Annotated in this window: 20 protein-coding genes; 13 read left to right on the forward strand and 7 right to left on the reverse strand. The window is 54.0% G+C overall.

Translation table 11 applies throughout. The features are described 5' to 3' along the window. Positions 1–51: 51 nt before the first annotated feature. The 4 genes from DD586_RS00340 to xylA all read right to left on the reverse strand — a co-directional run bounded on the left by DD586_RS00340 (position 52) and on the right by xylA (position 4,670). Positions 52–969 carry a GlxA family transcriptional regulator gene (locus DD586_RS00340; protein WP_012882819.1) on the reverse strand — a complete coding sequence of 306 codons (918 nt, stop codon included), beginning with the start codon at positions 967–969 and terminating at the stop codon, positions 52–54. A gap of 71 nt (positions 970–1,040) precedes the next feature. Beyond that, entirely contained in the window at positions 1,041–1,601 is a 561-nt protein-coding gene (locus DD586_RS00345; RefSeq protein ID WP_012882820.1) for an isochorismatase family protein, read from the reverse strand. A gap of 134 nt (positions 1,602–1,735) precedes the next feature. Further along, entirely contained in the window at positions 1,736–3,196 is a 1,461-nt protein-coding gene (xylB, locus tag DD586_RS00350) for a xylulokinase (RefSeq protein ID WP_012882821.1), read from the reverse strand. A 154-nt stretch (positions 3,197–3,350) separates the two neighbouring features. Next, entirely contained in the window at positions 3,351–4,670 is a 1,320-nt protein-coding gene (gene xylA, locus DD586_RS00355) for a xylose isomerase (RefSeq protein ID WP_012882822.1), read from the reverse strand. Positions 4,671–5,036: 366 nt separating this feature from the next. Between xylA and xylF the strand changes: the two genes are divergently transcribed. The 4 genes from xylF to xylR all read left to right on the forward strand — a co-directional run bounded on the left by xylF (position 5,037) and on the right by xylR (position 10,308). Continuing rightward, positions 5,037–6,032: a D-xylose ABC transporter substrate-binding protein gene (xylF, locus tag DD586_RS00360; protein WP_012882823.1), complete on the forward strand. Its 996-nt coding sequence runs from the start codon at positions 5,037–5,039 to the stop codon at positions 6,030–6,032. A 78-nt stretch (positions 6,033–6,110) separates the two neighbouring features. Then, complete coding sequence (locus DD586_RS00365) at positions 6,111–7,652, forward strand: xylose ABC transporter ATP-binding protein (RefSeq protein WP_012882824.1); 1,542 nt, start codon at positions 6,111–6,113, stop codon at positions 7,650–7,652. Then, positions 7,630–8,814, forward strand: a complete 1,185-nt coding sequence (xylH, locus tag DD586_RS00370; RefSeq protein ID WP_012882825.1) for a xylose ABC transporter permease XylH — start codon at positions 7,630–7,632, stop codon at positions 8,812–8,814. Before DD586_RS00365 ends, xylH begins: the two co-directional genes overlap by 23 nt. Before the next feature lie 219 nt (positions 8,815–9,033). Next, the gene (xylR, locus tag DD586_RS00375) at positions 9,034–10,308 is read left to right on the forward strand and encodes a D-xylose utilization transcriptional activator XylR (protein ID WP_012882826.1); all 1,275 of its coding nucleotides are present in this window, start codon (positions 9,034–9,036) and stop codon (positions 10,306–10,308) included. 37 nt (positions 10,309–10,345) lie between these two features. Here xylR and DD586_RS00380 read toward each other — a convergent pair whose 3' ends face one another. Together DD586_RS00380 and DD586_RS00385 are read right to left on the reverse strand one after the other, a co-directional pair. Then, the gene (locus DD586_RS00380; RefSeq protein ID WP_012882827.1) at positions 10,346–10,918 is read right to left on the reverse strand and encodes a DJ-1/PfpI family protein; all 573 of its coding nucleotides are present in this window, start codon (positions 10,916–10,918) and stop codon (positions 10,346–10,348) included. Positions 10,919–11,187: 269 nt separating this feature from the next. Beyond that, positions 11,188–11,466, reverse strand: a complete 279-nt coding sequence (locus tag DD586_RS00385) for a metal/formaldehyde-sensitive transcriptional repressor (protein WP_012882828.1) — start codon at positions 11,464–11,466, stop codon at positions 11,188–11,190. A gap of 99 nt (positions 11,467–11,565) precedes the next feature. Here DD586_RS00385 and DD586_RS00390 point away from each other — a divergent pair, with 99 nt between their 5' ends. Both DD586_RS00390 and argG read left to right on the forward strand, forming a co-directional pair. Next, on the forward strand, positions 11,566–12,546 hold the full coding sequence (locus DD586_RS00390) for a nickel/cobalt efflux protein RcnA (RefSeq protein WP_012882829.1): 981 nt from the start codon (positions 11,566–11,568) through the stop codon (positions 12,544–12,546). A gap of 326 nt (positions 12,547–12,872) precedes the next feature. Next, positions 12,873–14,222 (forward strand): argininosuccinate synthase, encoded by a 1,350-nt coding sequence (gene argG / locus DD586_RS00395; RefSeq protein ID WP_012882830.1) that lies wholly within the window; start codon positions 12,873–12,875, stop codon positions 14,220–14,222. A gap of 151 nt (positions 14,223–14,373) precedes the next feature. Here argG and DD586_RS00400 read toward each other — a convergent pair whose 3' ends face one another. Next, positions 14,374–14,874 (reverse strand): MarR family winged helix-turn-helix transcriptional regulator, encoded by a 501-nt coding sequence (locus tag DD586_RS00400; protein ID WP_012882831.1) that lies wholly within the window; start codon positions 14,872–14,874, stop codon positions 14,374–14,376. Between the two features lie 353 nt (positions 14,875–15,227). Between DD586_RS00400 and DD586_RS00405 the strand changes: the two genes are divergently transcribed. The 7 genes from DD586_RS00405 (at position 15,228) to DD586_RS00435 (ending at position 24,945) form a co-directional block, all read left to right on the forward strand. After that, positions 15,228–16,121, forward strand: a complete 894-nt coding sequence (locus DD586_RS00405; RefSeq protein ID WP_012882832.1) for a carboxylate/amino acid/amine transporter — start codon at positions 15,228–15,230, stop codon at positions 16,119–16,121. 392 nt (positions 16,122–16,513) lie between these two features. After that, positions 16,514–17,464 (forward strand): pseudouridine-5'-phosphate glycosidase, encoded by a 951-nt coding sequence (locus DD586_RS00410; RefSeq protein WP_012882833.1) that lies wholly within the window; start codon positions 16,514–16,516, stop codon positions 17,462–17,464. An 11-nt stretch (positions 17,465–17,475) separates the two neighbouring features. Beyond that, complete coding sequence (locus tag DD586_RS00415) at positions 17,476–18,168, forward strand: HAD family hydrolase (RefSeq protein ID WP_012882834.1); 693 nt, start codon at positions 17,476–17,478, stop codon at positions 18,166–18,168. A 148-nt stretch (positions 18,169–18,316) separates the two neighbouring features. Then, complete coding sequence (locus DD586_RS00420; RefSeq protein WP_012882835.1) at positions 18,317–22,783, forward strand: amino acid adenylation domain-containing protein; 4,467 nt, start codon at positions 18,317–18,319, stop codon at positions 22,781–22,783. A gap of 348 nt (positions 22,784–23,131) precedes the next feature. Beyond that, positions 23,132–24,064, forward strand: a complete 933-nt coding sequence (locus DD586_RS00425) for a 3-oxoacyl-[acyl-carrier-protein] synthase III C-terminal domain-containing protein (protein ID WP_041164218.1) — start codon at positions 23,132–23,134, stop codon at positions 24,062–24,064. 13 nt (positions 24,065–24,077) lie between these two features. Then, complete coding sequence (locus DD586_RS00430; RefSeq protein WP_012882837.1) at positions 24,078–24,344, forward strand: acyl carrier protein; 267 nt, start codon at positions 24,078–24,080, stop codon at positions 24,342–24,344. After that, entirely contained in the window at positions 24,334–24,945 is a 612-nt protein-coding gene (locus tag DD586_RS00435) for a hypothetical protein (RefSeq protein ID WP_012882838.1), read from the forward strand. Before DD586_RS00430 ends, DD586_RS00435 begins: the two co-directional genes overlap by 11 nt. Positions 24,946–24,948: the final 3 nt, after the last annotated feature.

Raw genomic sequence — 24,948 nt, forward strand, 5'->3', positions numbered from 1 at the left:
ACGGCATAACGGCATGTCATGCCCGTAACCGGGTGAATGCAATGCAGGTCATCAGGGATGCTGGCGTAGCTGGGCACGTCGCAGCTGACGACCGGAGGAGAAGCCAGCCATCAACGCCGCTTTTTCTACCCCCAGGCCTTGCTGAAGGCGTTGTTGCGCGACGGTAACGCGTAACTGCTCATGGAATTCGCGCACGCTGATGCCAGCCTGCTCGCGAAACAGACGACTGAGGTGGCGACTGCTGACGTGAACGCGTTCGGCCAGCGCGGCTAACGACCAGTTTGCTTCCGGCTCCGCCGACATTAAATCCTGTGCCCGGTGGACAACCGGGTGGATATGGTTGCGGTATTGCAACCAGGGTGACAACTGCGGGTCACTCCCTGTTCGTCGGAAATACACCACCATCTCCCGTGCTACCCGTAATGAACTGGCGGTATCCAGCCGGCGGGCGATGAGGTGCAGGGCCAGGTCGATACCGGCGGTGATGCCTGCACTGGTGTAAATTCCCCGGTCTTCCACAAAGATGCGGTTTTCTTTTACCTGCGCCAGCGGTGCCTGCTGCATCAGGTGGTCGAGCACATCATGGTGTGTGGTGCATTGATAGCCATCGAGTAAACCGGCCTGTGCCGCCAGCAGGCTACCGGAGCAGATGCAGGCTAGTGTTAATTGCTGTGCCCGTAACGCCGGTTGTAATCGAGACAACCAACGCTGAGCCTGTTGGGCAAGGGGGGTTGCAAACCCGTGCTGTGAATTCACCACACCGGGAAGAATCAGGAGACTGTCTTGCGGCAGGCTCTCTGGCAAGGCCTCCAGGTGGCTTAAGGTCATGCCGGTTGAACAGGGCACTTCGGTTTGAGGGCTGATGTAATGCAGTGAAAACCGGCCGCTCAGGCGCAAGGCTTCCGCGGGGCCTGCGACATCAAGCAACAATACGCCGGGAAGCATTAAGAAATAGGCTGACTGGCTCATGATTGTCGCACTCCTGGGTGGCAGGTCGCTGTCAGGCGTCAGGTTAGGTGTTCCGGGCGACCCACACGCGATTATTGCGCCTCTGAGGCGGCGTTTCTGAGGTCTGCCAGACAGTCCTCGACACTTCGGATCGCCGCAAAACGATGAGTAAGCACGGTTTCTGTCCGGTGTTTTAATTCAGCGCTGCTCAGCGTGATCCCGTTGTGCGTCATGGGGAACGTCAGGGTCGCTTCTGTAACAAACGTTACCTGATAGCCAAGATCGCTGGCAACCCGCGCGGTGGTTTCACAGCACTGTTCGGTGCGAATGCCCGAAATAATCAGGTGATCAATCCCTTGCTGCTGTAGCCAGTCCTGCAAACCCGATTCCGTTAACGCATTGTGTACGTGTTTGGCGAACTGAATGTCCGGCTGATGCGTCAGGAATGTCTGACGAGTGACATAACCGGACTCCAATGCAAATGCCCCTTGGGAGACATGAAAAATATCCACAATCGCGACGCCCTGTTGCCGACAGCCTTCAATCAACTGTAAGAGGGCACATTGAAAGGCTGGCACATCCGTTTCCTGCCAGAAGGGACGGTGCAAAAAAGAGTTTTGTACATCGATAACTAACAGGGCTGTTTTTGTCATGGCTGACTCCGATAAGTGGGTGTGACACCATCATGAAACAGCGCTCAGTGCCAAAGAAGGCCAAATCGGGACATGATAGGGCGATATCTGGACGAGTTGCGTTAACACCCCCGTCCAGCGGGAAAGAGAAAAGATTAGGACATCAGCGGCAACAGAGACTGGTAAAGCTGGCGGAATACGGTGCGTTGTTGCGCGTACTGCGCATGGCGCGTGGCGTTAGGCTGGTGAACCTGCTCCAGTGGTAAGGCGGGCAGTAACTGCGCCAGTGGTATGGTCGGATTCAGCGCGATTTGTGCCAGCCTTGCTGCACCCAGTGCCGGGCCTACATCGCCGCCGGTGCGGTATTCCAGCGTTTTACCGCTGATATCTGCCAGCATTTGCCGCCAGTACGCGCTGCGCGCACCGCCGCCAATCAGCGTTATCCGCTGAGGTTCCAGCCCGGTTGCGTGCAGGGCGTCCATTCCGTCCGCCAGGGCAAATCCCACCCCTTCCAGCACCGCGCGTGCCAGCGCTGCACGCCCGTGCGAGTGCGTCAGCCCCCAGAATGCGCCTTTGGCCTGTGGGTTGTTGTGTGGCGTGCGTTCACCAGACAGATAAGGCAGAAACCACACGGGCGTCGTGGTTTCTTCGGCGCTGGCCTGCTCCGCTTCATTAAGCAGCGCTGCTACGCTGTCGGCATGGGTCAGTCGGGTGGCCCAGTCGAGGCAGGATGCCGCGCTCAGCATTACGGACATCAGATGCCAACTGTTGGGCAACGCATGGCAAAAGCTGTGAACCGCGCGTTGAGGATTGCTAAGAAAGCCGTCGCTAACCGCGAAATAGACCCCGGATGTACCGAGCGACAACATGGCCTGACCCGCCTGATAGAGGCCGACACCGATGGCACCGGCAGCGTTGTCGCCGCCGCCAGCCACGACCGGCACCGACGGCATGCCCCAGCGCTCGGCGAGGTCGGCGCGCAACTGTCCGGTAATCTGGTTACCTTCGAACAGTGCAGGCATCTGGTCGCGGTTAAGCCCGCAGGCGGCGAGCAAGGGGTCGTTCCAGTCGCGCCGGGCGACATCCATCCACAGTGTACCGGCTGCATCGGACATGTCGCTGGCGAAATCCCCCGTCAGCCGCCAGCGTAGGTAGTCTTTTGGCAACAGCACCTTGTCGATGCGTTGAAAAATATCCGGTTCGTGTTGCTGTACCCATTTCAGCTTCGGTGCGGTAAAGCCTGGCATCATCAGATTACCGGTAATGCGGCGGGCATCTGGCACCAACTGTTCCAACTCCTGGCATTGCGATGCGCTGCGCCCGTCATTCCACAAGATGGCCGGTCGCAGTACCCGTTGCTGTGCATCCAGCAGCGTTGCACCGTGCATCTGGCCGGTTAGCCCGATGGCACGCACCGCTTTTAGCGTCTGCTGTGCCGCCAGAGCGCTCAAGGCGGCGTCGGTAGCCTGCCACCACATTTCTGGATCCTGTTCCGACCAGAGCGGATGAGGGCGCGAGACACTCAACGGTGCGCTATGACTGGCGGCGACCTCGCCGTTTTCCCGTAATAAAATGGCTTTCACGCCGGATGTGCCAAGATCGATGCCGATGTACATAATGCCTCACTGTGACTCACGTGCGGTTATCAGGTTGCACCCTGATGCGGTGCACCCTGTGGTGATATCCGTACTGCTGGCGCAGAACCCAAAAACCGTGTGGGGTGATGGGGTGTGCGCCAGCTTACATCAATTCAACCGAGCAGATAGCGATTCAACCGAACAGATAACGATTCACCAGATTTTCCAGCCGTTCCTGTTGCCCGCTGTGGTGCTGCGGATTCAACTGGTGGCGGGTGGCGTAGCTTGCCAGCATATCCAGCGAAGCGTTGCCTTGCAGGATTTGCTGGCCCAGCTCGCTATTCCAGCCTGCGTAGCGGTTGGCGACATGCTGATTGAGTTCGCCGTCTTCCACCATGCGGGCCGCCACTTTGAGCGACAGCGCCATCGTATCCATCGCGCCGATGTGGGCGTGGAACAGGTCGTAGCGATCGGTGCTTTGGCGGCGGACTTTTGCATCGAAATTGAGGCCACCGGTGGTGAAACCGCCTGCTTTGAGGATTTCATAAAGCACCAGCGCGTTTTCCTCTACGCTGTTGGGAAACTGGTCGGTATCCCAACCGAGTTGCGCATCGCCACGGTTGGTGTCTACCGAGCCAAAGATACCGAGGGCAATCGCGGTGGCTATCTCATGATGGAAGGTATGCCCGGCCAGTGTGGCGTGATTGGCTTCGATATTGACCTTAATTTCCTTTTCCAGCCCAAATTGTTTGAGGAAGCCATAAACCGTGGCGACATCATAATCGTACTGATGTTTGGTTGGCTCCTGGGGTTTGGGTTCGATCAGTAATGTACCGTTGAAGCCAATTTTGTGTTTGTGTTCCACCACCATTTGCATGAAGCGGCCAATTTGTTCGCGTTCCTGACGCAAGTCGGTGTTCAACAGGGTTTCATAACCTTCACGGCCACCCCATAACACGTAGTTTTCACCGCCCAGCGTTTTGGTGGCATTCATCGCGCTAAACACTTGTGTCGCCGCCCAGGCGAACACGTCCGGGTCGGGGTTGGTGGCGGCACCGGCGGCATAACGCGGGTTGGTAAAGCAGTTGGCGGTACCCCAGAGTAACTTCACCCCGGTTTCTTGCTGTTTGGCGGCCAGAATCTCGGTCATGGCGGCAAAATTGTTCAGATACTCCTGAAGAGAACCCCCTTCCGGTGCGACATCGATATCATGGAAGCAGTAGTAGGGCGCCCCCAGTTTATGCAGGAATTCAAAAGCGATATCGGCTTTACGTTTTGCCAGCGCCAGTGCGTCACCGGACTGCTGCCAGGGACGGGCAAAGGCACCCGCACCAAACATATCGGAACCGTTCCAGCAGAAGGTATGCCAATAGCAGACCGCAAAACGCAAGTGGTCAGCCATACGCTTGCCGAGGACGAGCTCGTCAGGGTTGTAATGGCGGAAGGCAAACGGATTGCGGCTGCCCTGACCTTCAAAGCGAACTTTTTCTATCTGATCAAAATAAGCGTGCATTGTTATCTCCTTGCAAACCACCGAAATAGCGGTATTCAGCCTTGTTTCAATATTCCGTTCGCCTTGCGATTTCCTCAATTACGTTATTTCACACTGAAATTCAGATAATTATTAAATGTGCGTTTGATCGCAAAAAATAACCGGAATAATCTGCAAAACCGCTCGCAGGCCGATGTGTGAAGAAAGGGATTAACAAGATGAAAATATGACCGCTATCATAAAATAACAATTAAACCAAAAAACGTAATTCAGAGATAAAAATCAGCAATTGCTGAGCCTGACTTTTCTTGTCAACAATTCCATGCAACGTAGCCGTAAGTGAAGTGACGTTTTTATCCCGCCTTCCTATAACAAAGGTACTCTACGATGAAAATGAAACACGTATTACTGTCAGTCTGTGCTGCACTGGCCATGCTAGGCCAGCCGGGGTTTGCCAAAGAAGTAAAAATCGGTATGGCTATCGATGACTTACGCCTTGAACGCTGGCAGAAAGACAGGGATATTTTTGTGAAAAATGCCGAAGAAAAAGGGGCGAAAGTGTTTGTGCAGTCCGCCAACGGCAATGAAGAAACACAGATTTCCCAGATAGAAAATATGATTAATCGCGGTGTCGATGTACTGGTGATTATCCCTTATAACGGTCAGGTTTTAAGTAACGTGATTGCTGAAGCGAAACGGGAGGGAATAAAGGTACTGGCCTATGACCGTATGATTAATAATGCAGATATTGATTTTTACATTTCTTTTGATAATGAAAAGGTCGGAGAGCTTCAGGCACAATATCTGATTAATAAGGTGCCACAAGGAAATTATTTTTTGATGGGTGGTTCACCGGTTGATAATAATGCCAAACTGTTCCGTCAGGGGCAGATGAAAGTGTTAAAACCCTTGATTGATAGCGGCAAAATTAAGGTTGTCGGTGACCAGTGGGTGGATGCCTGGTTACCGGAAAATGCGCTGAAAATCATGGAGAACGCGCTGACCGCCAATAACAACAAAATTGATGCGGTCGTGGCCTCGAACGATGCTACGGCCGGTGGTGCGATTCAGGCGCTTTCCGCTCAAGGGCTGGCGGGTAAGGTCGCTATCTCCGGCCAGGATGCCGACCTGGCGGCCATCAAACGGATTGTGGCAGGAACCCAGACCATGACCGTTTACAAACCTATCAGCAAACTGGCGCAAGAGGCGGCGACTATCGCGGTATCGCTGGGACAGGGGAAAAAACCGGAGTCCAACGCCACGCTCAATAACGGCAAGAAAGACGTTCCTGCCTTCCTGCTGACGCCGATTCCGGTCGACAAGATGAACATCGACAGTACGGTCGTTGCCGACGGGTTCCACAAGAAAGCGGATATCTATTGATTGACGCGTTCGCCTGCCGTCCGGTCAGCCGCCACCGCGGCCGTGCCGGGCGAGCGGCATCGGCCAGGTGGAGGGGGTATGCCGTATCTGTTGGAAATGAAAAACATCACCAAGGCGTTTGGGGCGGTGAAGGCCGTAGACAATGTCAGTCTGCAACTGGAGGCAGGGCAGGTGTTGTCGCTGTGCGGTGAGAACGGCTCCGGCAAGTCGACGTTGATGAAAGTGCTGTGTGCGGTTTATCCGTACGGCAGTTATGAGGGCAGCATCAGCTTTGCGGGCGATGAGCTGCGGGCCGGACATATCCGCGACACCGAGCAAAAAGGGATCGCCATCATTCATCAGGAGCTGGCGCTGGTCAAAAACATGACGGTGCTGGAAAACATCTTTCTTGGCAATGAGTGGACGCGCGGCGGCGTCATGGATTACGACGCCATGTACCTGCGCTGTCAGACCATGCTGGAACAGGTGCGTTTGAGCATTGACCCGCATACCCGCGTCGGTGAACTGGGGTTAGGTCAACAGCAACTGGTGGAGATAGCCAAGGCGCTGAACAAGCAGGTCAGGCTGCTGATTCTCGATGAGCCGACAGCATCGCTGACAGAAAAAGAAACCGCGGTGTTGCTGGATATCGTGCGTGACCTGCGTCATCACGGTATCGCTTGTATCTACATCTCCCACAAGCTCAACGAGGTCAAAGCGATTTCTGATGTGATCTGTGTTATCCGTGACGGCAGGCACATTGGCACCTGCCCGGCGGACTCGCTCAGCGAAGATCAGATTATCGCCATGATGGTGGGGCGTGAACTGACGGAGCTGTATCCAAACGAACCACATGAGATAGGCGAAGAGGTACTACGGGTCGAGCACCTGACCGCCTGGCATCCGGTTAATCGTCATATTCGTCGGGTGGATGATGTCTCGTTTAGCCTGCGTCGGGGGGAAGTGTTGGGGATTGCCGGGCTGGTGGGGGCGGGTCGTACCGAGACGGTTCAATGCGTGTTCGGCGCGTATCCGGGGCGCTGGCAAGGGGATATCCGGGTGGAAGGCAAACCGGTGACTATCCGCCATTGTCGACAGGCTATGGCGTTGGGGATTGCCATGGTGCCGGAAGACCGCAAAAAAGACGGCATTATTCCGGTGATGAGCGTGGCGCAGAACATCACACTGGCGGCGCTCGATCAGTTCACCGGTGCATTGTCGGTCCTGCGGGATGCTGACGAGCAGCACAGCCTGCGGGAGTCGATAGCGCATCTGAAAGTCAAAACCGCCTCGCCGGAACTGGCGATTGCCCGTCTTAGCGGCGGCAATCAGCAAAAAGCCATTCTGGCGAAGTGCCTGCTGTTGCGCCCGAAAATCCTGATTCTGGATGAACCGACTCGAGGGATAGATATCGGTGCAAAATACGAAATCTATAAATTGATCAATCAGTTGGTGAAGCAACAGATCGCCGTCATCGTGATTTCTTCTGAACTGCCTGAGGTCTTGGGCTTGAGTGACCGGGTGCTGGTGATGCATCAGGGGCGGCTCAAGGCGGATTTACCCAACCGTGGGCTAACGCAGGAGCAGGTGATGGAAGCTGCATTAAGGAGTGAGCATCATGCTGAAAACCTGGCTGTCTGACCGTGCGCCTGTACCGGCGGCGTCTTCCGGTGACGCCACGCGTCGCCGTTCGTTCAACTTACAGGTGTTGGTGATGATCGCGGCGATCATCGCGATCATGCTGTTTTTCACTGTTATGACCGAGGGGGCCTATCTTAGCGCCCGTAACATTTCCAACCTGCTGCGCCAGACTGCGATTACCGGCATTCTGGCGGTGGGTATGGTGTTTGTGATTATCTCCGCTGAAATTGACCTGTCGGTGGGTTCCATGATGGGGCTACTGGGTGGCGTGGCGGCGATTCTGGATGTCTGGTACGGCTGGCCGTTACCCCTGACGGTGGCGGTGACCTTGCTATTGGGGTTACTGCTTGGGGCCTGGAATGGCTGGTGGGTGGCGTATCGGCGCGTGCCGTCGTTCATTGTCACCCTGGCGGGCATGCTGGCGTTTCGCGGTGTACTGATTGGTATCACCAACGGTACCACGGTATCACCCACCAGCCCGGCGATGTCGCAGATTGGTCAGAGTTATTTGCCGGACGGGGTGGGATTCTTATTCGGCGTTGTTGGGTTGATGCTGTTTGTGGCGTGGCGCTGGCGTCAGCGGTGGCGTCGTCAGCACCTGGGGTTGCCGGTGGCGTCGGCGTCAGGCGATGTGACCCGCCAGTCGCTCATGGCCGTACTGGTGTTGGGCGCTATCTACCTGCTCAATGACTATCGCGGCGTGCCCACACCGGTGCTGTTGCTGACGCTCATCATGCTGGGCGGCATGTTTATGGCATTGCGCACCGCCTTTGGCCGACGTATTTATGCGGTGGGCGGCAATATCGATGCAGCCCGGCTGTCAGGGGTGAATGTTGAACGCACCAAACTGGTGGTGTTTGCCATCAACGGCCTGATGGTGGCGGTGGCAGGGCTGGTGCTGAGCTCCCGACTGGGTGCCGGGTCGCCGTCTGCGGGGAATATCGCGGAACTGGATGCTATCGCCGCCTGTGTTATTGGCGGTACCAGTCTGGCTGGTGGGGTCGGTAGTGTGGCCGGTGCGGTGATGGGGGCGTTTATTATGGCATCGCTGGATAACGGTATGAGCATGCTTGATGTGCCGACCTTCTGGCAGTACATCGTCAAGGGCGGCATTTTGCTGCTGGCGGTGTGGATGGATACCGCTACTAAACACAAGTCCTGAAAAACACAAATCCTGAACAACATAAGCTCTGAACACTGTGGATAGCCGGGATGACGGCACCTCTGTGCAAAATGAGCGAGACAGTTCGCAAAGTCAGTAAACGGGTTTGGGGTTGTCGGCCGACCGTGCTATGTAGGCGGAAGGTCGGCTTTCCGCGCCGGATGTTGCCCAGAGAGCCATGATGCTGCCGTCGCACGTCTCCGAAGAGAACATATCGCCATGTTTGAGAAACGCTACCGTATTACGTTGCTGTTTAATGCCAACAAAGTATACGACCGACAGGTGGTTGAAGGCGTCGGAGAATACCTGCAGGCGTCTCAGTGTGACTGGGATATTTTCATCGAAGAGGATTTCCGTTGCCGTATCGAGAATATTCGCGACTGGCTGGGGGATGGGGTTATCGCGGATTTTGATGACCCGGCGATTATCGCCTTGCTGGCCGGGGTGCGGGTGCCGTTGGTGGGGGTCGGCGGCTCTTATCACAATCCACAGGATTACCCGCCGGTGCACTACATTGCCACCGATAATTACGCACTGGTGGAAAGTGCGTTTTTGCATCTGAAGAACAAGGGGTTGAACCGGTTTGCGTTTTACGGCCTGCCAACATCGGTGGGCAAAGGGTGGGCGCAGGAGCGGGAGTACGCTTTTCGCCAGTTGGTGGCGGCCGAGCAGTATCAGGGCGTGGTGTATCAGGGCATGGAGACATCACCGGACAACTGGCAGTATGCCCAGAATCGGCTGGCGGACTGGATTCAGACGCTGCCGCCCCAAACCGGCATTATCGCGGTGACGGATGCCCGCGCCCGCCATTTATTGCAGGTCTGCGAGCACCTCAACATCGCGGTACCGGAAAAGCTGTGTGTGATTGGTATCGACAATGAAGAACTGACCCGTTATCTGTCACGTGTCGCGTTATCATCGGTGGCGCAGGGCACACGACAAATGGGGTATCGGGCCGCCAAACTGTTGCATCAGTTGCTGTTGACGCCCAATGCGCTGCCGTTGCAGCGTATTTTGGTGCCGCCGCTTCGGGTCGTGGAACGCAGCTCGACGGATTACCGTTCAGTGCGCGACCCGGCGGTGATTCAGGCAATGCATTTTATTCGCCATCACGCCTGCAAAGGCATCAAGGTGGAGCAGGTGCTGGATGCGGTGGGGCTGTCACGTTCCAACCTTGAAAAGCGCTTCAAGGATGAAACCGGGCAGACGATTCATGGCATGATCCATGCCGAGAAGCTGGAGCGGGCAAGAAATCTGCTGGTGTCTACCTCGTTGTCGATTAACGAGATTTCATCCATGTGCGGTTATCCCTCGTTACCGTATTTTTATTCGGTATTTCGCAAAGATTATAACCTGACGCCGCGTGAGTACCGCGAACGCTATGGTGAAGGGGGCTACGACGACAATCGTTACGGCAATCATCTCTGTGACAATCATCTCTGTGACAATCACCTCTACGACCATCATCAGGCGGTATTTTATCGTTACCGATGACGGCACTGGTGCGCCGTCATCGTCGTCATGGTGTGATTCAGGCGGGTACGCGCCAGTAGTCGTAATAGATATGTTCGACCTGGAAATTCACATCGTCTTTGTCGTCGCTCAGCAGACTGGCAAGGGTAAAGGCGAAGTCAAATGCGACGCCCAGCCCTTTGCCACTAATAAGGTTACCGTCTACCACGACTTTTTGGTCGACATACACACCGTCGGTGACATCTTTCCAGAGGTCGCCGGAGCAGACGTAATGGCGTCCTTTGAGCAAATGGTTACCGCCCAGCACTCTGGCTGCCGCTGAACATAACGGGCAAATTAGCTTGCCAGCGTCATCATGGCGGCGAATAAATTCTGTCACCAGCGGGTTGGCGGCCAGGTTCACCGTGCCTTGTGGCCCGCCTGGGATCACCACGGCGTCAAATAGCCGGTCCATGTTTCTTTCCAACAGGGCATCGGCAAACATGCGGATATTGTGGTAGCTATGCAGCTCCAGCCGGTCGTGACAGGAAAGCAGGGTGACGTTGATTTTTGTACGATGCAGCACATCGATCACCATAATTGCTTCCGCTTCTTCGAATCCGGGAGCCAACAGAATGGCGACGTTCTTCATGGTATCTCCAGCAGTCATCAAGGGGAGTAACATCTGTGCCGCCGAGAATAGCAAAGAAATAGATTTCAATTGAAACATCGTTTCAATATTGAGCGGTGGGTCGCGTAATCGAGGTTTACTCATCCGTGCAGATGGTAATTAGCGTTATACTCGCTCCCTTCATGCCGTAATCACCACCCGACAAGACAGGAACGTGATTCAGTGACGATATGGCTTCATACGACCGATTTCCGGGGCCGTTTTTCTTGATCGCTACTGCATCTTGATCGCTACTTCATATAGGAGCGAATCACCGCCACGATCGCTTCCAAATCGGTGGACCGTTCTGCCGGGTCTGCGTCTTCATTCATCAGGTGGTCACGGATGTGGCCTTCCAGCACTTCACCCATCAGCCCGTTCACTGCGCCCCGAATAGCGGCAATTTGCTGCAGAATTTCCAGACAGGAGCGTCCTCCGCCATCCAGCGCTTTTTCCAGTGCTTCTGCCTGACCTTTGATGCGTCTGACGCGTGTCAGCAGTTTCTTTTTTTCATGAATAGTATGCGGCATGGCGACTCCCGTCTTGTCTGACCCTATACTGGGGTATAGTATGATTATACCATTTTACCTTCAGGCTTACCCCTCGATCGCCTGATTCGGACGCTAACTATGACGGATTTTTCCTTACTTTTGCAGCAGGGCGTGACCAATGCCTGGTTGTTTATCCCCAGCGCCGTATTGTTGGGTGCACTGCATGGCCTGGAGCCGGGGCATTCCAAAACGATGATGGCAGCATTTATCGTCGCGATCCGGGGTACGGTGAAGCAGGCTGTCATGCTGGGGATTGCCGCTACCTTGTCTCATACCGCTGTAGTCTGGTTGATTGCATTAGGGGGGATGTATTTGAGCCAGCAGTTTACCGCTGACTCCGCCGAACCCTGGTTGCAGTTTGTTTCCGGTGTGATCATCCTTGGGACGGCGAGCTGGATGTTTTGGCGCACCTGGCGTGATGAGCGGGCGTGGAAACAACATCAGCATCACCATGATCATCCGCATCATGACCATGACCATGACCATGACCACCATGACCACCATGACCACCATGACCACCATGACCACCATGACCACCATGACCACCATGACCACCATGACCATGATGACCATGATGAGCATGCCCATCCTCACCATCATCACCGCAGCCATCATGACGTTGCTCATGCGGTTTCTGGTTCTGGTCATTTGCATGACCATGAACAGGAGCAGGGTGAATATCAGGATGCGCATGAACGGGCGCATGCTAACGAGATACGTCAGCGATTCGCCAACCGGGAAGCGACCAATGGGCAAATTCTGCTGTTTGGGCTGACTGGCGGGTTGATTCCCTGTCCTGCCGCGATTACGGTATTACTGCTGTGTATTCAGGTAAAAGCGTTTACGCTGGGTGCCGCGCTGGTGGTGTGTTTCAGTATCGGGCTGGCGTTAACGCTGGTGGCGGTGGGCGTGGGTGCAGCGCTGAGCGTGCAGCATGCCAGTCGTCGCTGGCCAGGGTTTGCGGCGCTGGCGCGTCGGGCTCCTTATTTTTCCAGCCTACTGATCGCGGTGGTGGGGGGATATATGCTGCTGCATGGCTGGGTACGTTTGCCGCTATAACCCCTATTCATACCGAAATTCATACCGACAGGATGCGCGGGTGAGGGTGAAAAATGGTGATTTTCTGGTCTTGTCTTGAGTCCGGCGGTTGCCGTAGTGAATTTTTTTCCTGAAAACCCGCCTCTTCTCTTCCGGTCTGCCAGAAAAGATGTTTAAATTATCAATCATAAATTTTGCATAAATATGCATTGATGCGCGGTGATTTAAGGTCATCGATTTTGATGGAGCCGTGTCGTGCGCGTCTCAATGCATAACCAGGTATTGCGTAACCCGGCGGCAGGGCTGCTAAGCTTAACGCCATCGAAATCAAGCAGGGACTAATAGTTATGACGACGATTTTGAAACATCTTCCGGTGGGCCAGCGGATTGGGATTGCTTTCTCCGGTGGTCTGGATACCAGCGCCGCCTTATTGTGGATGCGTCAGAAAGGCGCGGTACCGTATGCCTATACCGCGAATCTGGGGCAGCCGGATGAAGACGACTACGACGCGATTCCGCGTCGCGCCAAAGAGTATGGTGCGGAGAATGCCCGTCTGATCGACTGCCGTAAGCAACTGGTGGCAGAAGGGATTGCCGCGATTCAGTGTGGTGCGTTCCACAACACCACCGGCGGTATGACCTATTTCAACACCACCCCGCTGGGTCGTGCGGTGACCGGTACGATGCTGGTTGCAGCAATGAAAGAAGATGGCGTGAATATCTGGGGCGATGGCAGCACGTACAAAGGTAACGACATTGAGCGTTTCTATCGTTACGGTCTGCTGACCAATGCCGAGCTGAAAATCTACAAACCCTGGCTGGATACCGATTTTATCGACGAACTGGGCGGCCGTCAGGAGATGTCCGAGTTTATGACGACGTCGGGCTTTGACTACAAAATGTCGGCGGAAAAAGCCTACTCTACCGACTCCAACATGCTCGGTGCCACGCACGAAGCGAAGGATCTGGAGTTCCTGAATTCCAGCGTGAAAATCGTCAATCCGATCATGGGCGTGAAGTTTTGGGACGAAAACGTCCGCATTCCGGCAGAAGAAGTGACCGTGCGCTTTGAGCGCGGGCACCCGGTGGCGTTAAATGGTCAGACATTCTCTGATGACGTGGAACTGATGCTGGAAGCTAACCGTATCGGCGGTCGTCATGGTCTGGGCATGAGCGACCAGATCGAAAACCGTATCATTGAAGCGAAAAGCCGCGGTATTTATGAAGCACCGGGGATGGCGCTGTTGCATATCGCCTACGAGCGTCTGGTCACCGGTATTCATAACGAAGACACCATCGAGCAGTACCATGCCCATGGTCGCCAACTGGGACGTCTGTTGTATCAAGGCCGTTGGTTTGACCCGCAGGCGCTGATGCTGCGTGATGCGCTGCAGCGTTGGGTGGCCAGCGAAATCACCGGTGAGGTAACGCTTGAGCTGCGTCGTGGCAACGATTACTCAATTTTGAATACCGTTTCGGACAATCTGACGTACAAACCGGAACGTTTGACGATGGAAAAAGGCGAATCTGTGTTCTCGCCGGATGATCGTATCGGCCAGTTGACGATGCGTAATCTGGATATCACCGATACCCGCGAGAAACTGTTCAACTACGTTGAAAGCGGCCTGATTTCTTCCGGCAATGCCGGGTTGCCGCAAGTCGCGCCCCAGTCTCTGCCGGATAAGTCCGCGAAATAAGCGCGTCCTGAAGGCCATGTAATCTCTACAGCAATCATCTCTACAGTAATAATCTCTACAACAACAAGGGCATCCAGTCGGATGCCCTTTTTTGTGTGTGTTATTTTTCGCTATTTGTTCGTGATTGCATGTTCGTGATTGCATCAGAGCATTAGCGGTTGTTCACTAAGTGTTTTTCAACGCGCCCGAGTAACGTACGCAGCTGATTTTTTTCTTCTTCACTGAATGGGGAGAGGATATCCCGTTCGTTTTCCACGTGTTCTTCCACCACCCGATTGATGAGAGCGAGACCTTCGTCGGTCAGTTGGATGTTGACCGAACGGCGATCGCCTTCAATCGGCATCCGTCGCAACCAGCCTGCTTGTTCCAGCCTGTCCAGGCGGCTGGTCAGGGTGCTGTTGTTGATCATCAGCGCGCTGACAATTTGGGATGGGCTGATGGCATAAGGGGCACCGCGTCTACGCAGTGTCGCCAGAATGTCGAATTCGCGGGCGCTGAGTTTGTACTTACCAAAGACCTTATCCAGAGCGCGGTCAATCAACAGACTGGCACGAGAAAGGGTGCCAATAACCAACATCGGCTCAACGTCGAGGTCGGGGCGTTCGTTGCGCCATTGCTGAACAATATCTGAGACTTCCAGGTAGCGTGCCATAGAGTAAATATCCTTAATTAATATAAAACCTATTCCTTTATTGAAGCGTAGGCCAATACCGTTACGCGATCAACACTACTGTAATATTCCTTAAGGAAATGTTCAATCACATATGTTGTTGACACGTTATTTACGGTTATGTATATTACGAAATCGTAATATACAGTGTTGCTTATAAATATCACAGGATGTGATATGTCAGGATACAGGAAGATCGCAAGTAAGTAAGTCAGGAGAATTGCACATGGATGTGCGCCTTCTGTACGGCCAGGGAGGCGGTACATGCCTCAGGCTGAGCCGGTTCAAACCTAATCGTGCTTTTTGACAGGAACAGTTTGAGGAAGGTCCATTCCGTGAAATTAAAAGATTTCGCCTTTTATGCTCCCTGTGTCTGGGGAACCACCTATTTTGTTACCACCCAGTTTCTTCCTGCCGACAAACCGTTGTTGGCTGCATTGATTCGCGCGTTACCCGCCGGTCTTATTCTCATTTTTGGTAAAAAGCTGCCACCAGTCAGTTGGTTATGGCGCTTGTTCGTGTTAGGTGCGCTCAATATCGGTGTGTTTTTTGTGATGTTGTTTTTCGCGGCCTATCGTCTGCCCGGCGGTGTTGTCGCTCTGGTGGGGTCGCTTCAGCCGCTGATCGTCATCCTACTGTCTTTCCTGCTACTGATGCAGCCGGTGCTGAAGAAACAAATGGTGGCCGCCATTATCGGCGGCATTGGCATTGTGTTGCTGATTTCCTTACCGCAAGATCCGTTGGATCCGGCCGGGTTGGTGGCATCGGTGGTGGCGACGATAAGTATGGCGTCTGGTCTGGTGCTGACCAAGAAATGGGGTCGCCCGGCAGGGATGGCGATGCTGACGTTTACCGGCTGGCAGCTGTTTTGCGGCGGGTTAGTGATTCTGCCGGTACAGATGTTTCTGGAGCCGCTGCCGCATGCCTTCACCTTGACCAATCTCGTCGGCTATTTCTATCTGGCGATCCCCGGTTCCCTGTTGGCCTATTTCATGTGGTTCTCTGGTCTTGAGGCCAATTCCCCGGTGATCATGTCTATGCTGGGCTTCCTCAGCCCAATGGTTGCTCTGTTACTGGGTTTTTTATTCCTTCATCAGGGGCTGTCCAGCCCACAATTAATTGGCGTGATATTAATTTTCTCAGCAATTATTATCGTGCAGGATATTTCATTCTTTGGCAGAAGAAAAAAATCGACACAATTAAAACAATCCAAACTGATTTCTAAATGACATAATGTCATCAGCAGGTAAAAATAATTTGTGTTCATGACAATATGGCTGATGTGTTGAAAACGCAACACATCGGCCTTTTATAGCGTCTGCAACCTGCATAATGGAAAAATAGTGAGTTCATACATTTGAGTAATTGGATTAATCGTTTATATCTGGCAGACAAGAAAACATTTTTTTAATTTAATAAGTAGGTAATACGCCAATGGTTGAGCTTAACCACGGGTGATTAATATGAATCGATAGTAACTCAGGATGTATTATTATCGAAAATACCATGTAACTAATGATTGCTATGTCATTGATGCCAGACGTGAGTCATACCTGCGTCTGCGGGAAAGACATCGTCCGGATATAACCTGACATAATCACCCCCAGGATGAGAGAATATTATGTCTAAAACGGATTTTGAGCATGAATTGCTGCGGTTTAGCGACGAAGTAAAAGACGCGCTGCATACCGGGAAACCGGTCGTAGCGTTGGAGTCGACCGTGATTGCTCACGGTCTGCCTTACCCTGACAATGTCGCTACCGCCAGAAATATTGAAGCGGCTGTTCGCGCTGAAGGGGCGATTCCTGCGACGATTGGCATCGAAAACGGTCGGTTTTTGATTGGCATGTCGGATGCCGACCTCGAGCGTTTTGGGGCGACGAAAGGGATTGTGAAAACCAGTAGCCGTGATATCCCGGTGATTCTGGCGCAAGGCGGCAAAGGCGCGACCACCGTGGCGTCATCGCTGGTGGCAGCGGACCTGGCGGGGATTCCTTTCTTCGCGTCGGCAGGGATTGGCGGCGTGCACCGTGGGGCAGAAAAGTCGATGGATGTCTCCGCTGACTTGATCCAGTTCACCCGCTCCCGGGTGGCCGTGGTCTGCGCCGGTGCCAAGAGTATTCTCGATCTGGGTCTGACGCTCGAATATCTGGAAACCCAGTGCGTACCTATCATTTCCTATCAATCTGACGATTTCCCCGCGTTTTACTGCCGCTCCAGCGGCTTCCCCAGCCCTCACCGACTGGACGATCCGCACGTTGTTGCCCGCGCCATTGACATGCATTGGAAGCTGGGTAATCGCAGTTCAGTGCTGATTACCCACCCCATTCATGACAGCGACGCCATTGATAAGGACGAAGTCGAGTCGATTATCCGTGAAGCGTCGATTCAGGCGGAGCATGAAGGTATTCGCGGGCCAGGCGCCACGCCGTATCTGATGCGTGCCGTCGCCAAAGCGACGCAAGGACGAACAGTAAAAGCGAATATGTCGGTGTTGATCAGTACGGCGGCGCTGGCGGGCCGTCTGGCCTGCGCTCATATCGACTACCTGCGGCAGCAAAATCAGGCATAAGGATATGTCTCATGAAGCCTCTTATTATTTTTGATCTGGACGGTACGCTGGTTGATACACCGAGCGGCATTGTCAGTGCGTTTGTGACGGCATTACGTGACTTAGGTATGCCGGTTGAGGACCGCAGCGCCATTCGCGCCACTATTGGTTTGCCGCTGGAAAAGGCATTTAGCCAGCTCTTGTCGCTACCGATTGAGGATGAACGGATAGCTCAGGCCATCAGGCAATATCAGGCGGTTTTCCGTGAGCAGGTGTTGCCGCAGGCACCGGGGCTGGTCTTTCCCGGCGTGGTGGATGGCCTGTCTTTGCTCAAGCGTCAGGGGTATATGCTGGCGGTCGCTACCAGCAAGGTGTTTGCCAGCGCCAGCGCGTTGCTGGAGGCGGCAGGACTGGCACCGTTTTTCGATCTGGTGCTGGGTGCTGACATGGTGACGCATCCCAAACCCCATCCTGAAATGGGGCTGCTGGCGATGTCGCGTCTGGGGGCTGAGGCTGCTACCACCGCGATGGTTGGGGATACCACCCATGATTTGTTAATGGCGAAACAGGCGGGAATTGCCGCCATCGCGGTCACCTGGGGGATCCACCATGCCGGTCAGCTTAAATCGGCGGAGCCACAGGTCATTGTCGATACATTTGGTGAGGTAGTCGGGGCTGCCCACGCGTTATTAAAGTCGTCTTCTTCCCCGGTGTCGTATTGTTGATATTGTCTGATTTTTTTAGTCGTTAATGTGTTCCGAACATGCACTTGGCCTGAGAACAGGAATCTGGGCCAAGTGCTTCGTACGGCGTCTCACCCCTGCAATAAAACCGCTCAATATATTTTTTACTGATTCATGAATGAGGATTGTAATGGATAACATCTCGAATCACGCGCTCAATTATCCGGTGTTAGTATTAAATAAAGGATTATTACCGAATTATGACGATGTTTCTTTAGCTCGTTACCTCTTTTCTGCAATGACGTTAGCAATATCACGTATTAGCAGGAATGAAGAAATGGTGGTGGGTTTTCATTTGCATCCACAAGAAATAGCGGACTGGGAAAATGACCCGCGTATTTGTAAAAATATTATTGCATTAAATATTCAACTTAATAGTGCGACGCCGATTGCTGGTTTTATTCAGAATATGATGGATTGGATAAGACCGGATGCGATTCAGCAAGAAAATAACCGTGGTGTCAGATTGCTCACGCTGGGGGCACAACCAACGCTCCATGATGTCTTTGACCTGGAATTAACCTGGCAGCCGCCAACGGATAATGAGCCGGTGCGGTCGCTGGTTTGCCATATCGACAGCCGGGAAGAGACAGTGATGTTGACGCTGCGGTTTAACCCGGACCGTTTCAGCTCCGCTCTGGTTCAGAAGTTGCCTGCGGTATGGCGTCAGATAACAGACTATGCCGGGAGTGATGGGACCAAGACGTTGCGGGATATCAGCCTGATTGATGAAGCCGAGAGCGAGCACGTACTGCATGTTTTTAATCAGACCGAACATGTCTGGGCGGGAGAGAAAAACGTCGTCGAGCGGCTGAAAAGCCAGGTGCTGAATCAGCCGGCGCAGACTGCGGTGGTGTTTCGCGATCAGCGGTTGAGCTACCGCCAGCTCTATCATCAGGCAAGTACACTGGCGCGTTACCTGAATGCGCAAAGTGCGGAGCGTGAGCGTTGTGTGGGGGTGTTTGTCGAACCGTCGTTGACGCTGATGGTAGGGGTGTGGGGGATTTTGCTGTCTGGCAATGCCTACCTGCCGTTATCGCCGGAGTACCCGGAAGACCGGCTGGCTTATATGCTGGAAAATAGCCAGACACGTATTGTCGTTACCCAGCCCCATTTGCGCGAGCGGCTGTTGGCGCTGGCACCACCGGGTATACACGTGGTCACGCCGGATGACGTCGAGGCGTTTGTGCGTCAGCACCCCTCGGCGTTGTCTGACGCGCCCTCCATCGATATCGCACCGCATCACCTGGCTTATGTCATTTATACCTCCGGCAGCACCGGCAAGCCGAAAGGCGTGATGATAGAGCATCACAGCGTGCTAAATCAGATGAACTGGCTGGCGCACACGTTCGCATTAAATAACGAAACGGTGATTTTACAGAAAACGCCGATGAGCTTTGATGCGGCGCAGTGGGAGATTTTATCGCCCGCCTGCGGCTGCCAGGTGGTGATGGGGGAACCGGGCGTGTATCGGAATCCGGAACAACTGGTGGACATGCTGGCGGAGTATCAGGTAACCACGCTGCAGTGTGTCCCGACATTATTGCAGGCATTACTGGATACCGAGCGTCTGACCGCGTGTCCGTCGCTGCGACACGTGTTTAGCGGCGGCGAGGCATTGCAAAAGCATCTGGCACTGGAATGTCTGGAAACACTGCCTGATTGTGAACTCGTCAATTTGTATGGCCCGACCGAGTGCACGATCAACAGCTCCGCGTTTCGTGTCGACCCAGCGGTGACCCGCCAGGGTCCGGATACGCTGTCTATTGGCGCACCGGTGGCAAATACCCGCTATTACATTCTGGATAACTGCCTGACGCCGGTGGCGGTGGGTGAAATGGGGGAGCTGTACATTGGTGGTGATGGGGTGGCGCGAGGCTACCTGAATCGCGATGACCTGACCGCTGAGCGTTTTATTGCCGATCCGTTCGCGCCGACCGACGCGGGCCGACGTTTGTATAAAACCGGCGATATCGCCAGTTGGAATCCCGATGGTACGGTCCAGTATGTCGGCCGTGCTGACAATCAGGTGAAATTACGTGGTTACCGTGTTGAGCTGGATGAGATTCGTTCGGCTATCGAAACCCATGAATGGGTGAAAGCCGCTGCGGTGATCGTCAAGCATGATCCTTTCACCGGCTATCAGAACCTGATTTCGTTTATCGAACTGAATGCCCGCGAAGCGGCGCTGATGGATCAGGGTAACCACGGTTCGCATCATCAGTCCAAAGCCAATAAAGCGCAGGTGATGTTGCAACTGGCCAACAAAGGGTGCCGGGAGTTTCCGGAAGGCAGCCAACCCGATACCTTCGACCTGCCGGGCAAAGACGCCGATGAAAAACAGCGGCGTACGGCGTTTTCCCGCAAGACCTACCGGTTTTACGACGGGGGGGCTGTCGGTCGCGACGATGTGTTGTCGTTGCTGCGCGAGCCGGTATTGACGGCGGCTTCCCGGCAGCCAGGCGACCTGACGCTGGACGAACTGGGCCACGGGCTGCGTTATCTCGGCCAGTTCACCAGTGAAGAGCGGTTGTTGCCCAAATACACCTATGCCTCACCGGGGGCGTTGTACGCGACCCAGGTTTTTCTGGAGTTGAACGGCATAGCCGGATTAGCCGCGGGGTATTACTACTATCAGCCGGTTCACCACCAGTTGATCCGGGTCAGTGAGCAGACGTCGCTGCCGTCGGGTGGTTTGCGACTGCACTTTGTCGGCAAGCAAAGCGCGATCGAGCCGATTTACAAGAACAATATCCGGGAAGTGCTGCAAATCGAAATGGGGCACATCATCGGTATGCTGGATAACGTCCTGCCGGATTATGGCTTGGGCGTGGCGTTGTGTAACGCCGCCGTGCCGAACCCAACGCCGTTGGCGATTGACCCGGATGATGATTATCTGGGGGCGTGCGATGTGCTGTGCGGACCGCGTTTGCCTGCGGACGATGCTCTGGAGATTTACGTGCAGACGGCGGGTACTCGTATCGCCGATCTGCCCGTCGGGACCTACCGCTACATTCGCGGCGACCTGGAGCACATTGCCGATGAGGTGATTGATAAGAAACATGTTATCGCCATCAATCAGGCCGTTTATGAGCGTTCGTCGTTTGGCATCAGTATCGCCAGCCTGACCGAAGGCTGGGAAGGGTATGTGCATGTGGGGCGTAAACTGCAGCATTTGCAGATGAACGACATGAACATCGGGCTGATGTCTTCCGGCTATAGCTCGGAAACCGGCCATGACCTGCCTGCCGCTCGTCGTTTCTGGCAGATACTCGGTCGTCGGACTGGGCCGTACTATTTCTTCATTGGTGGACGCATCAGCGATGAGCAGAAATACAGCGAAGGCATGAAAGAAGACGCGGTACACATGAAAGGGCCGGCGGAGATGATTCGTGATGATCTGGCAGCGTTCATGCCGGATTACATGATGCCGAACAAGGTGCTGATTCTGGATGCGTTGCCGTTGACGGTAAACGGCAAAATCGACATGAAAGCGTTGGCGAACGTCGATGTTGAATTAAAGCATAAGACGATTGTGGCCCCGCGAACTCCGCTGGAGCAGCAAATTCTGGCTATCTGGCAGGCGAAGCTCAAGCGTGAGGAGATGTCGGTCGATGACAATTTCTTCGAATCGGGCGGTAATTCGCTTATCGCCGTCAGCCTGATTAATGAGTTGAACATGTCACTGAATGCCAGCCTGCCGCTTCAGGTATTGTTTCAGGCACCTACCGTTGAAAAACTGGCGGCATGGCTGAACCGTGCGCGTCAGGAGCCGGTATCCCGTCTCGTGCAGTTGCAGCCCAAAGGCCGTCAGGCGCCGATCTACTGCTGGCCTGGGCTGGGTGGTTACTGTATGAACCTGCGTTTACTGGCTCGTCAAATGGGGACGGCACGACCGTTTTTTGGCATTCAGGCGCACGGCATCAATCCAGGCGAAGTACCTTACGCCACCATCAGCGAGATGGCCGCTAAAGATATTGAGCTGATTCGTCAGCATCAGCCGCACGGCCCTTATACGCTGTGGGGGTATTCTTTCGGGGCGCGTGTCGCGTTCGAAACCGCCTGGCAACTGGAGCAGGCGGGCGAGGTGGTGGAAAGCCTGTATTTGCTGGCACCGGGGTCGCCGAAATTACGCGATGAACGGGTGGTTGCCATGCACCGGACAGCGGATTTTGATAACCCCGGTTATCTGACCATCTTGTTTTCGGTATTTATCGGCAGTATTACTGACCCGGCGCTGACGCGTTGTCTGGAAACGGTACGCGATGAAGAGGGGTTTGTGGCGTTTATTACTGCACTTAATCCGGCATTGGATGACGGTCTGGTCAGGCGGATTACCCGCATTGTGTCGCAGACCTTCGAGTTCAGCTACACCTTTAGCGAGCTACAGCAGCGGCAACTGCAAGCGCCTGTCACCATCATCAAGGCTCAGGGAGATGATTATTCATTCATTGAGGACCACGGTGGGTTCTCTGCCCTGCCGCCTACGGTCATGGATCTGACGGCAGATCACTACAGCATGCTGAAGGCGGCGGGGATAGCCGAGCTGGCAAGCGTTATCCAGTATCAACAATTACCTCCCGGCCAGGTAGGGTGAGGCGACGGCAGGCATAACACGCGCGGGAGGATCCCGCGCGTGTGTTTTCCGCCTTGTCCCGCTATTGAGCCGATTTTTTCGCTATTTCGCGATGAAAATCCCATATTTTGGCGTGTAAATCCCATTATTGAGACGAAAAGCGTGCTGAAAAGCGGGGGGTGGCAACTGCGGACAAAAACAAAACTTGTTTGTTGGCAAAGTGTTCCATGCTGACTGCGATTGCAAGCAAGTCATGAGCGGTGCTGCTGGGACACAGCTTCACTCTGTGCATCTGTCTATGACGGGTCTGTACTTGAGCCTCTGTTCGATATGGGGACGATAGCCGTGCGAATTTCATCAGAAACCGACATGTTTTGCCTTAATGCCATTCATCATGAAGCGCCAGAGCGCATTCGACGTTTTCCTCTGGCGGAACTGGGGGACTCACACCAACTGCGGGAAGGACAGCGCCGCATGATGGAAAAGCTATACCAGTTAAGGTCGGTACCGATGCGCCCGGACAGTCATCAGGCGATGCTGGAATCTGTGGTGGCTGGCGTGGTCGATGCGTGGCCGACCTTGCTCGCGCGCGAGGGGTTGCTGATCTATGCCAAGACGCAGACGCATAACACCTTCTTTGATAGCCACTGGCTGGATGACATTCTGCTGCGCCAGAGACTGAGGCACTGGGATGTCGCGACGTTGAGTCTGAATCACTGCGCCAGCGCGTTATCGGCTTTACACCTGGTGCGCCGTAGCGCAGTCCGCGACAACCGACCGGTGTTGTTGTTGACGGGAGAAAAAGCGTTTCACCCCGAAATCAACCGTTTTACGGTTGGTGTTCAAGGGGAATTACCGGTAGCGGCGCTCTTTAATGCCGCGGGCAGCCCATGGCAAGTGACGTTTACGGCCGTCAGGCACCTGAGCCGTTTTTATAACAACCCAGATAATATGACCCGGCAGGAAAAAGCTGCGCTTAATGGCTGCCTGCTGGATGAGTTATGCCGTTTCATTGTCGATGCCGTGAAGGATAGCGGCATGAGCATGGACGATATGGACTATTTTGTTCCCTGCAACCTGAATGTTCCGTTATTACGTCAAATGGCGCAGTGCCTGAATATGGGCGATCGCTTATTCAGCCAACAGGTTTCTGATTATGGGCATTTGTATTGTTCGGATGTGTTATTTAATTTTTCTTCACTCATGAAAACTACAACCGGCTGCGCGAAAAATTATTTTTGTTTTTCAATGGGAATGGGCGTCACCCTTTCCTGCGCGCTGATACAGCAAATTGATATGTAAACAGGAGACAGGCATGTCTGCGTTATTAATCACTATTCAACAGGCATTACGTGAAGTCATGGAGAATGACGACATCGAGATTAATGAAAAAACGGACTTTGATAACGATCTCGATCTGGACTCAGTGATGTTTGTGCAATTTTTGCTGACGCTTGAAGATAGTATCGATGGACTGTTATTCGATCCTGACCAAATCAATATGGATGCCTTCACCACAGTGGGTAGCCTGATTGGCTGGTTGAATACCCAGGTGTTGTCGGAGGTGCGGCATGTCAGTTGAACGCATAAAGCAAATCTGGGAAGCATTTCGCGAACAGCCGCTATCCGATGCGCTGATGGTGTTATTACAGTCGTCGTCAGAAGGGGCGCAATACGTCCATCCGATCCGATATCAGATTCAGGACATCAGCAGCCTACCCGACGAAAGCCAGTCACAGCGCCTGTTTGATCGGGTACTTAATCACCTTGGTCTGGATGCGGTACGCGGCACAGAGCCCCTCGCGCTGCCAGCCAGTTTCCCGATACTGGTCTGCGTCGCCCGCCTGGGCGTGCTGGCTCGCATACAAACCATGAGCTGGCAGCATTTATCCGGCCGTTACAGCTTTGGCGCCAAAACGACCCGCCATCAATTGATTAAAGCCAGTTTCGCCGATGTGGCGGGAAAGGCATCACTGTTGCTGGAACAGCAGTATCAACGCTTGCGGGAAGGCGACGTCGTTGGGCTGGAGGATGACCACTACCAGATTACCCAGCTTAATAATGAAGCGGAAAAGATGATGGGCGGACACGGTTTCCTGTTGGGCAATACCCATAGTCTGTCCTATTTCTCCATGATGCTTTATAGCATTTATGGCAAGGCGAGTAGCCTGGCGGCGGCCTGATTC

It is taken from the genome of Dickeya parazeae Ech586 (assembly GCF_000025065.1).
GTDB classification, from domain to species: domain Bacteria; phylum Pseudomonadota; class Gammaproteobacteria; order Enterobacterales; family Enterobacteriaceae; genus Dickeya; species Dickeya zeae.

Excerpts from the sequence above, each read along its gene's own strand:
- DD586_RS00340 (WP_012882819.1), bottom strand. The coding sequence starts at position 969 with ATGAGCCAGTCAGCCTATTTCTTAATGCTTCCCGGCGTATTGTTGCTT.
- DD586_RS00345 (WP_012882820.1), bottom strand. The coding sequence starts at position 1,601 with ATGACAAAAACAGCCCTGTTAGTTATCGATGTACAAAACTCTTTTTTG.
- xylB (WP_012882821.1), bottom strand. The coding sequence starts at position 3,196 with ATGTACATCGGCATCGATCTTGGCACATCCGGCGTGAAAGCCATTTTA.
- xylA (WP_012882822.1), bottom strand. The coding sequence starts at position 4,670 with ATGCACGCTTATTTTGATCAGATAGAAAAAGTTCGCTTTGAAGGTCAG.
- xylF (WP_012882823.1), top strand. The coding sequence starts at position 5,037 with ATGAAAATGAAACACGTATTACTGTCAGTCTGTGCTGCACTGGCCATG.
- DD586_RS00365 (WP_012882824.1), top strand. The coding sequence starts at position 6,111 with ATGCCGTATCTGTTGGAAATGAAAAACATCACCAAGGCGTTTGGGGCG.
- xylH (WP_012882825.1), top strand. The coding sequence starts at position 7,630 with ATGCTGAAAACCTGGCTGTCTGACCGTGCGCCTGTACCGGCGGCGTCT.
- xylR (WP_012882826.1), top strand. The coding sequence starts at position 9,034 with ATGTTTGAGAAACGCTACCGTATTACGTTGCTGTTTAATGCCAACAAA.
- DD586_RS00380 (WP_012882827.1), bottom strand. The coding sequence starts at position 10,918 with ATGAAGAACGTCGCCATTCTGTTGGCTCCCGGATTCGAAGAAGCGGAA.
- DD586_RS00385 (WP_012882828.1), bottom strand. The coding sequence starts at position 11,466 with ATGCCGCATACTATTCATGAAAAAAAGAAACTGCTGACACGCGTCAGA.
- DD586_RS00390 (WP_012882829.1), top strand. The coding sequence starts at position 11,566 with ATGACGGATTTTTCCTTACTTTTGCAGCAGGGCGTGACCAATGCCTGG.
- argG (WP_012882830.1), top strand. The coding sequence starts at position 12,873 with ATGACGACGATTTTGAAACATCTTCCGGTGGGCCAGCGGATTGGGATT.
- DD586_RS00400 (WP_012882831.1), bottom strand. The coding sequence starts at position 14,874 with ATGGCACGCTACCTGGAAGTCTCAGATATTGTTCAGCAATGGCGCAAC.
- DD586_RS00410 (WP_012882833.1), top strand. The coding sequence starts at position 16,514 with ATGTCTAAAACGGATTTTGAGCATGAATTGCTGCGGTTTAGCGACGAA.
- DD586_RS00415 (WP_012882834.1), top strand. The coding sequence starts at position 17,476 with ATGAAGCCTCTTATTATTTTTGATCTGGACGGTACGCTGGTTGATACA.
- DD586_RS00420 (WP_012882835.1), top strand. The coding sequence starts at position 18,317 with ATGGATAACATCTCGAATCACGCGCTCAATTATCCGGTGTTAGTATTA.
- DD586_RS00425 (WP_041164218.1), top strand. The coding sequence starts at position 23,132 with ATGTTTTGCCTTAATGCCATTCATCATGAAGCGCCAGAGCGCATTCGA.
- DD586_RS00430 (WP_012882837.1), top strand. The coding sequence starts at position 24,078 with ATGTCTGCGTTATTAATCACTATTCAACAGGCATTACGTGAAGTCATG.
- DD586_RS00435 (WP_012882838.1), top strand. The coding sequence starts at position 24,334 with ATGTCAGTTGAACGCATAAAGCAAATCTGGGAAGCATTTCGCGAACAG.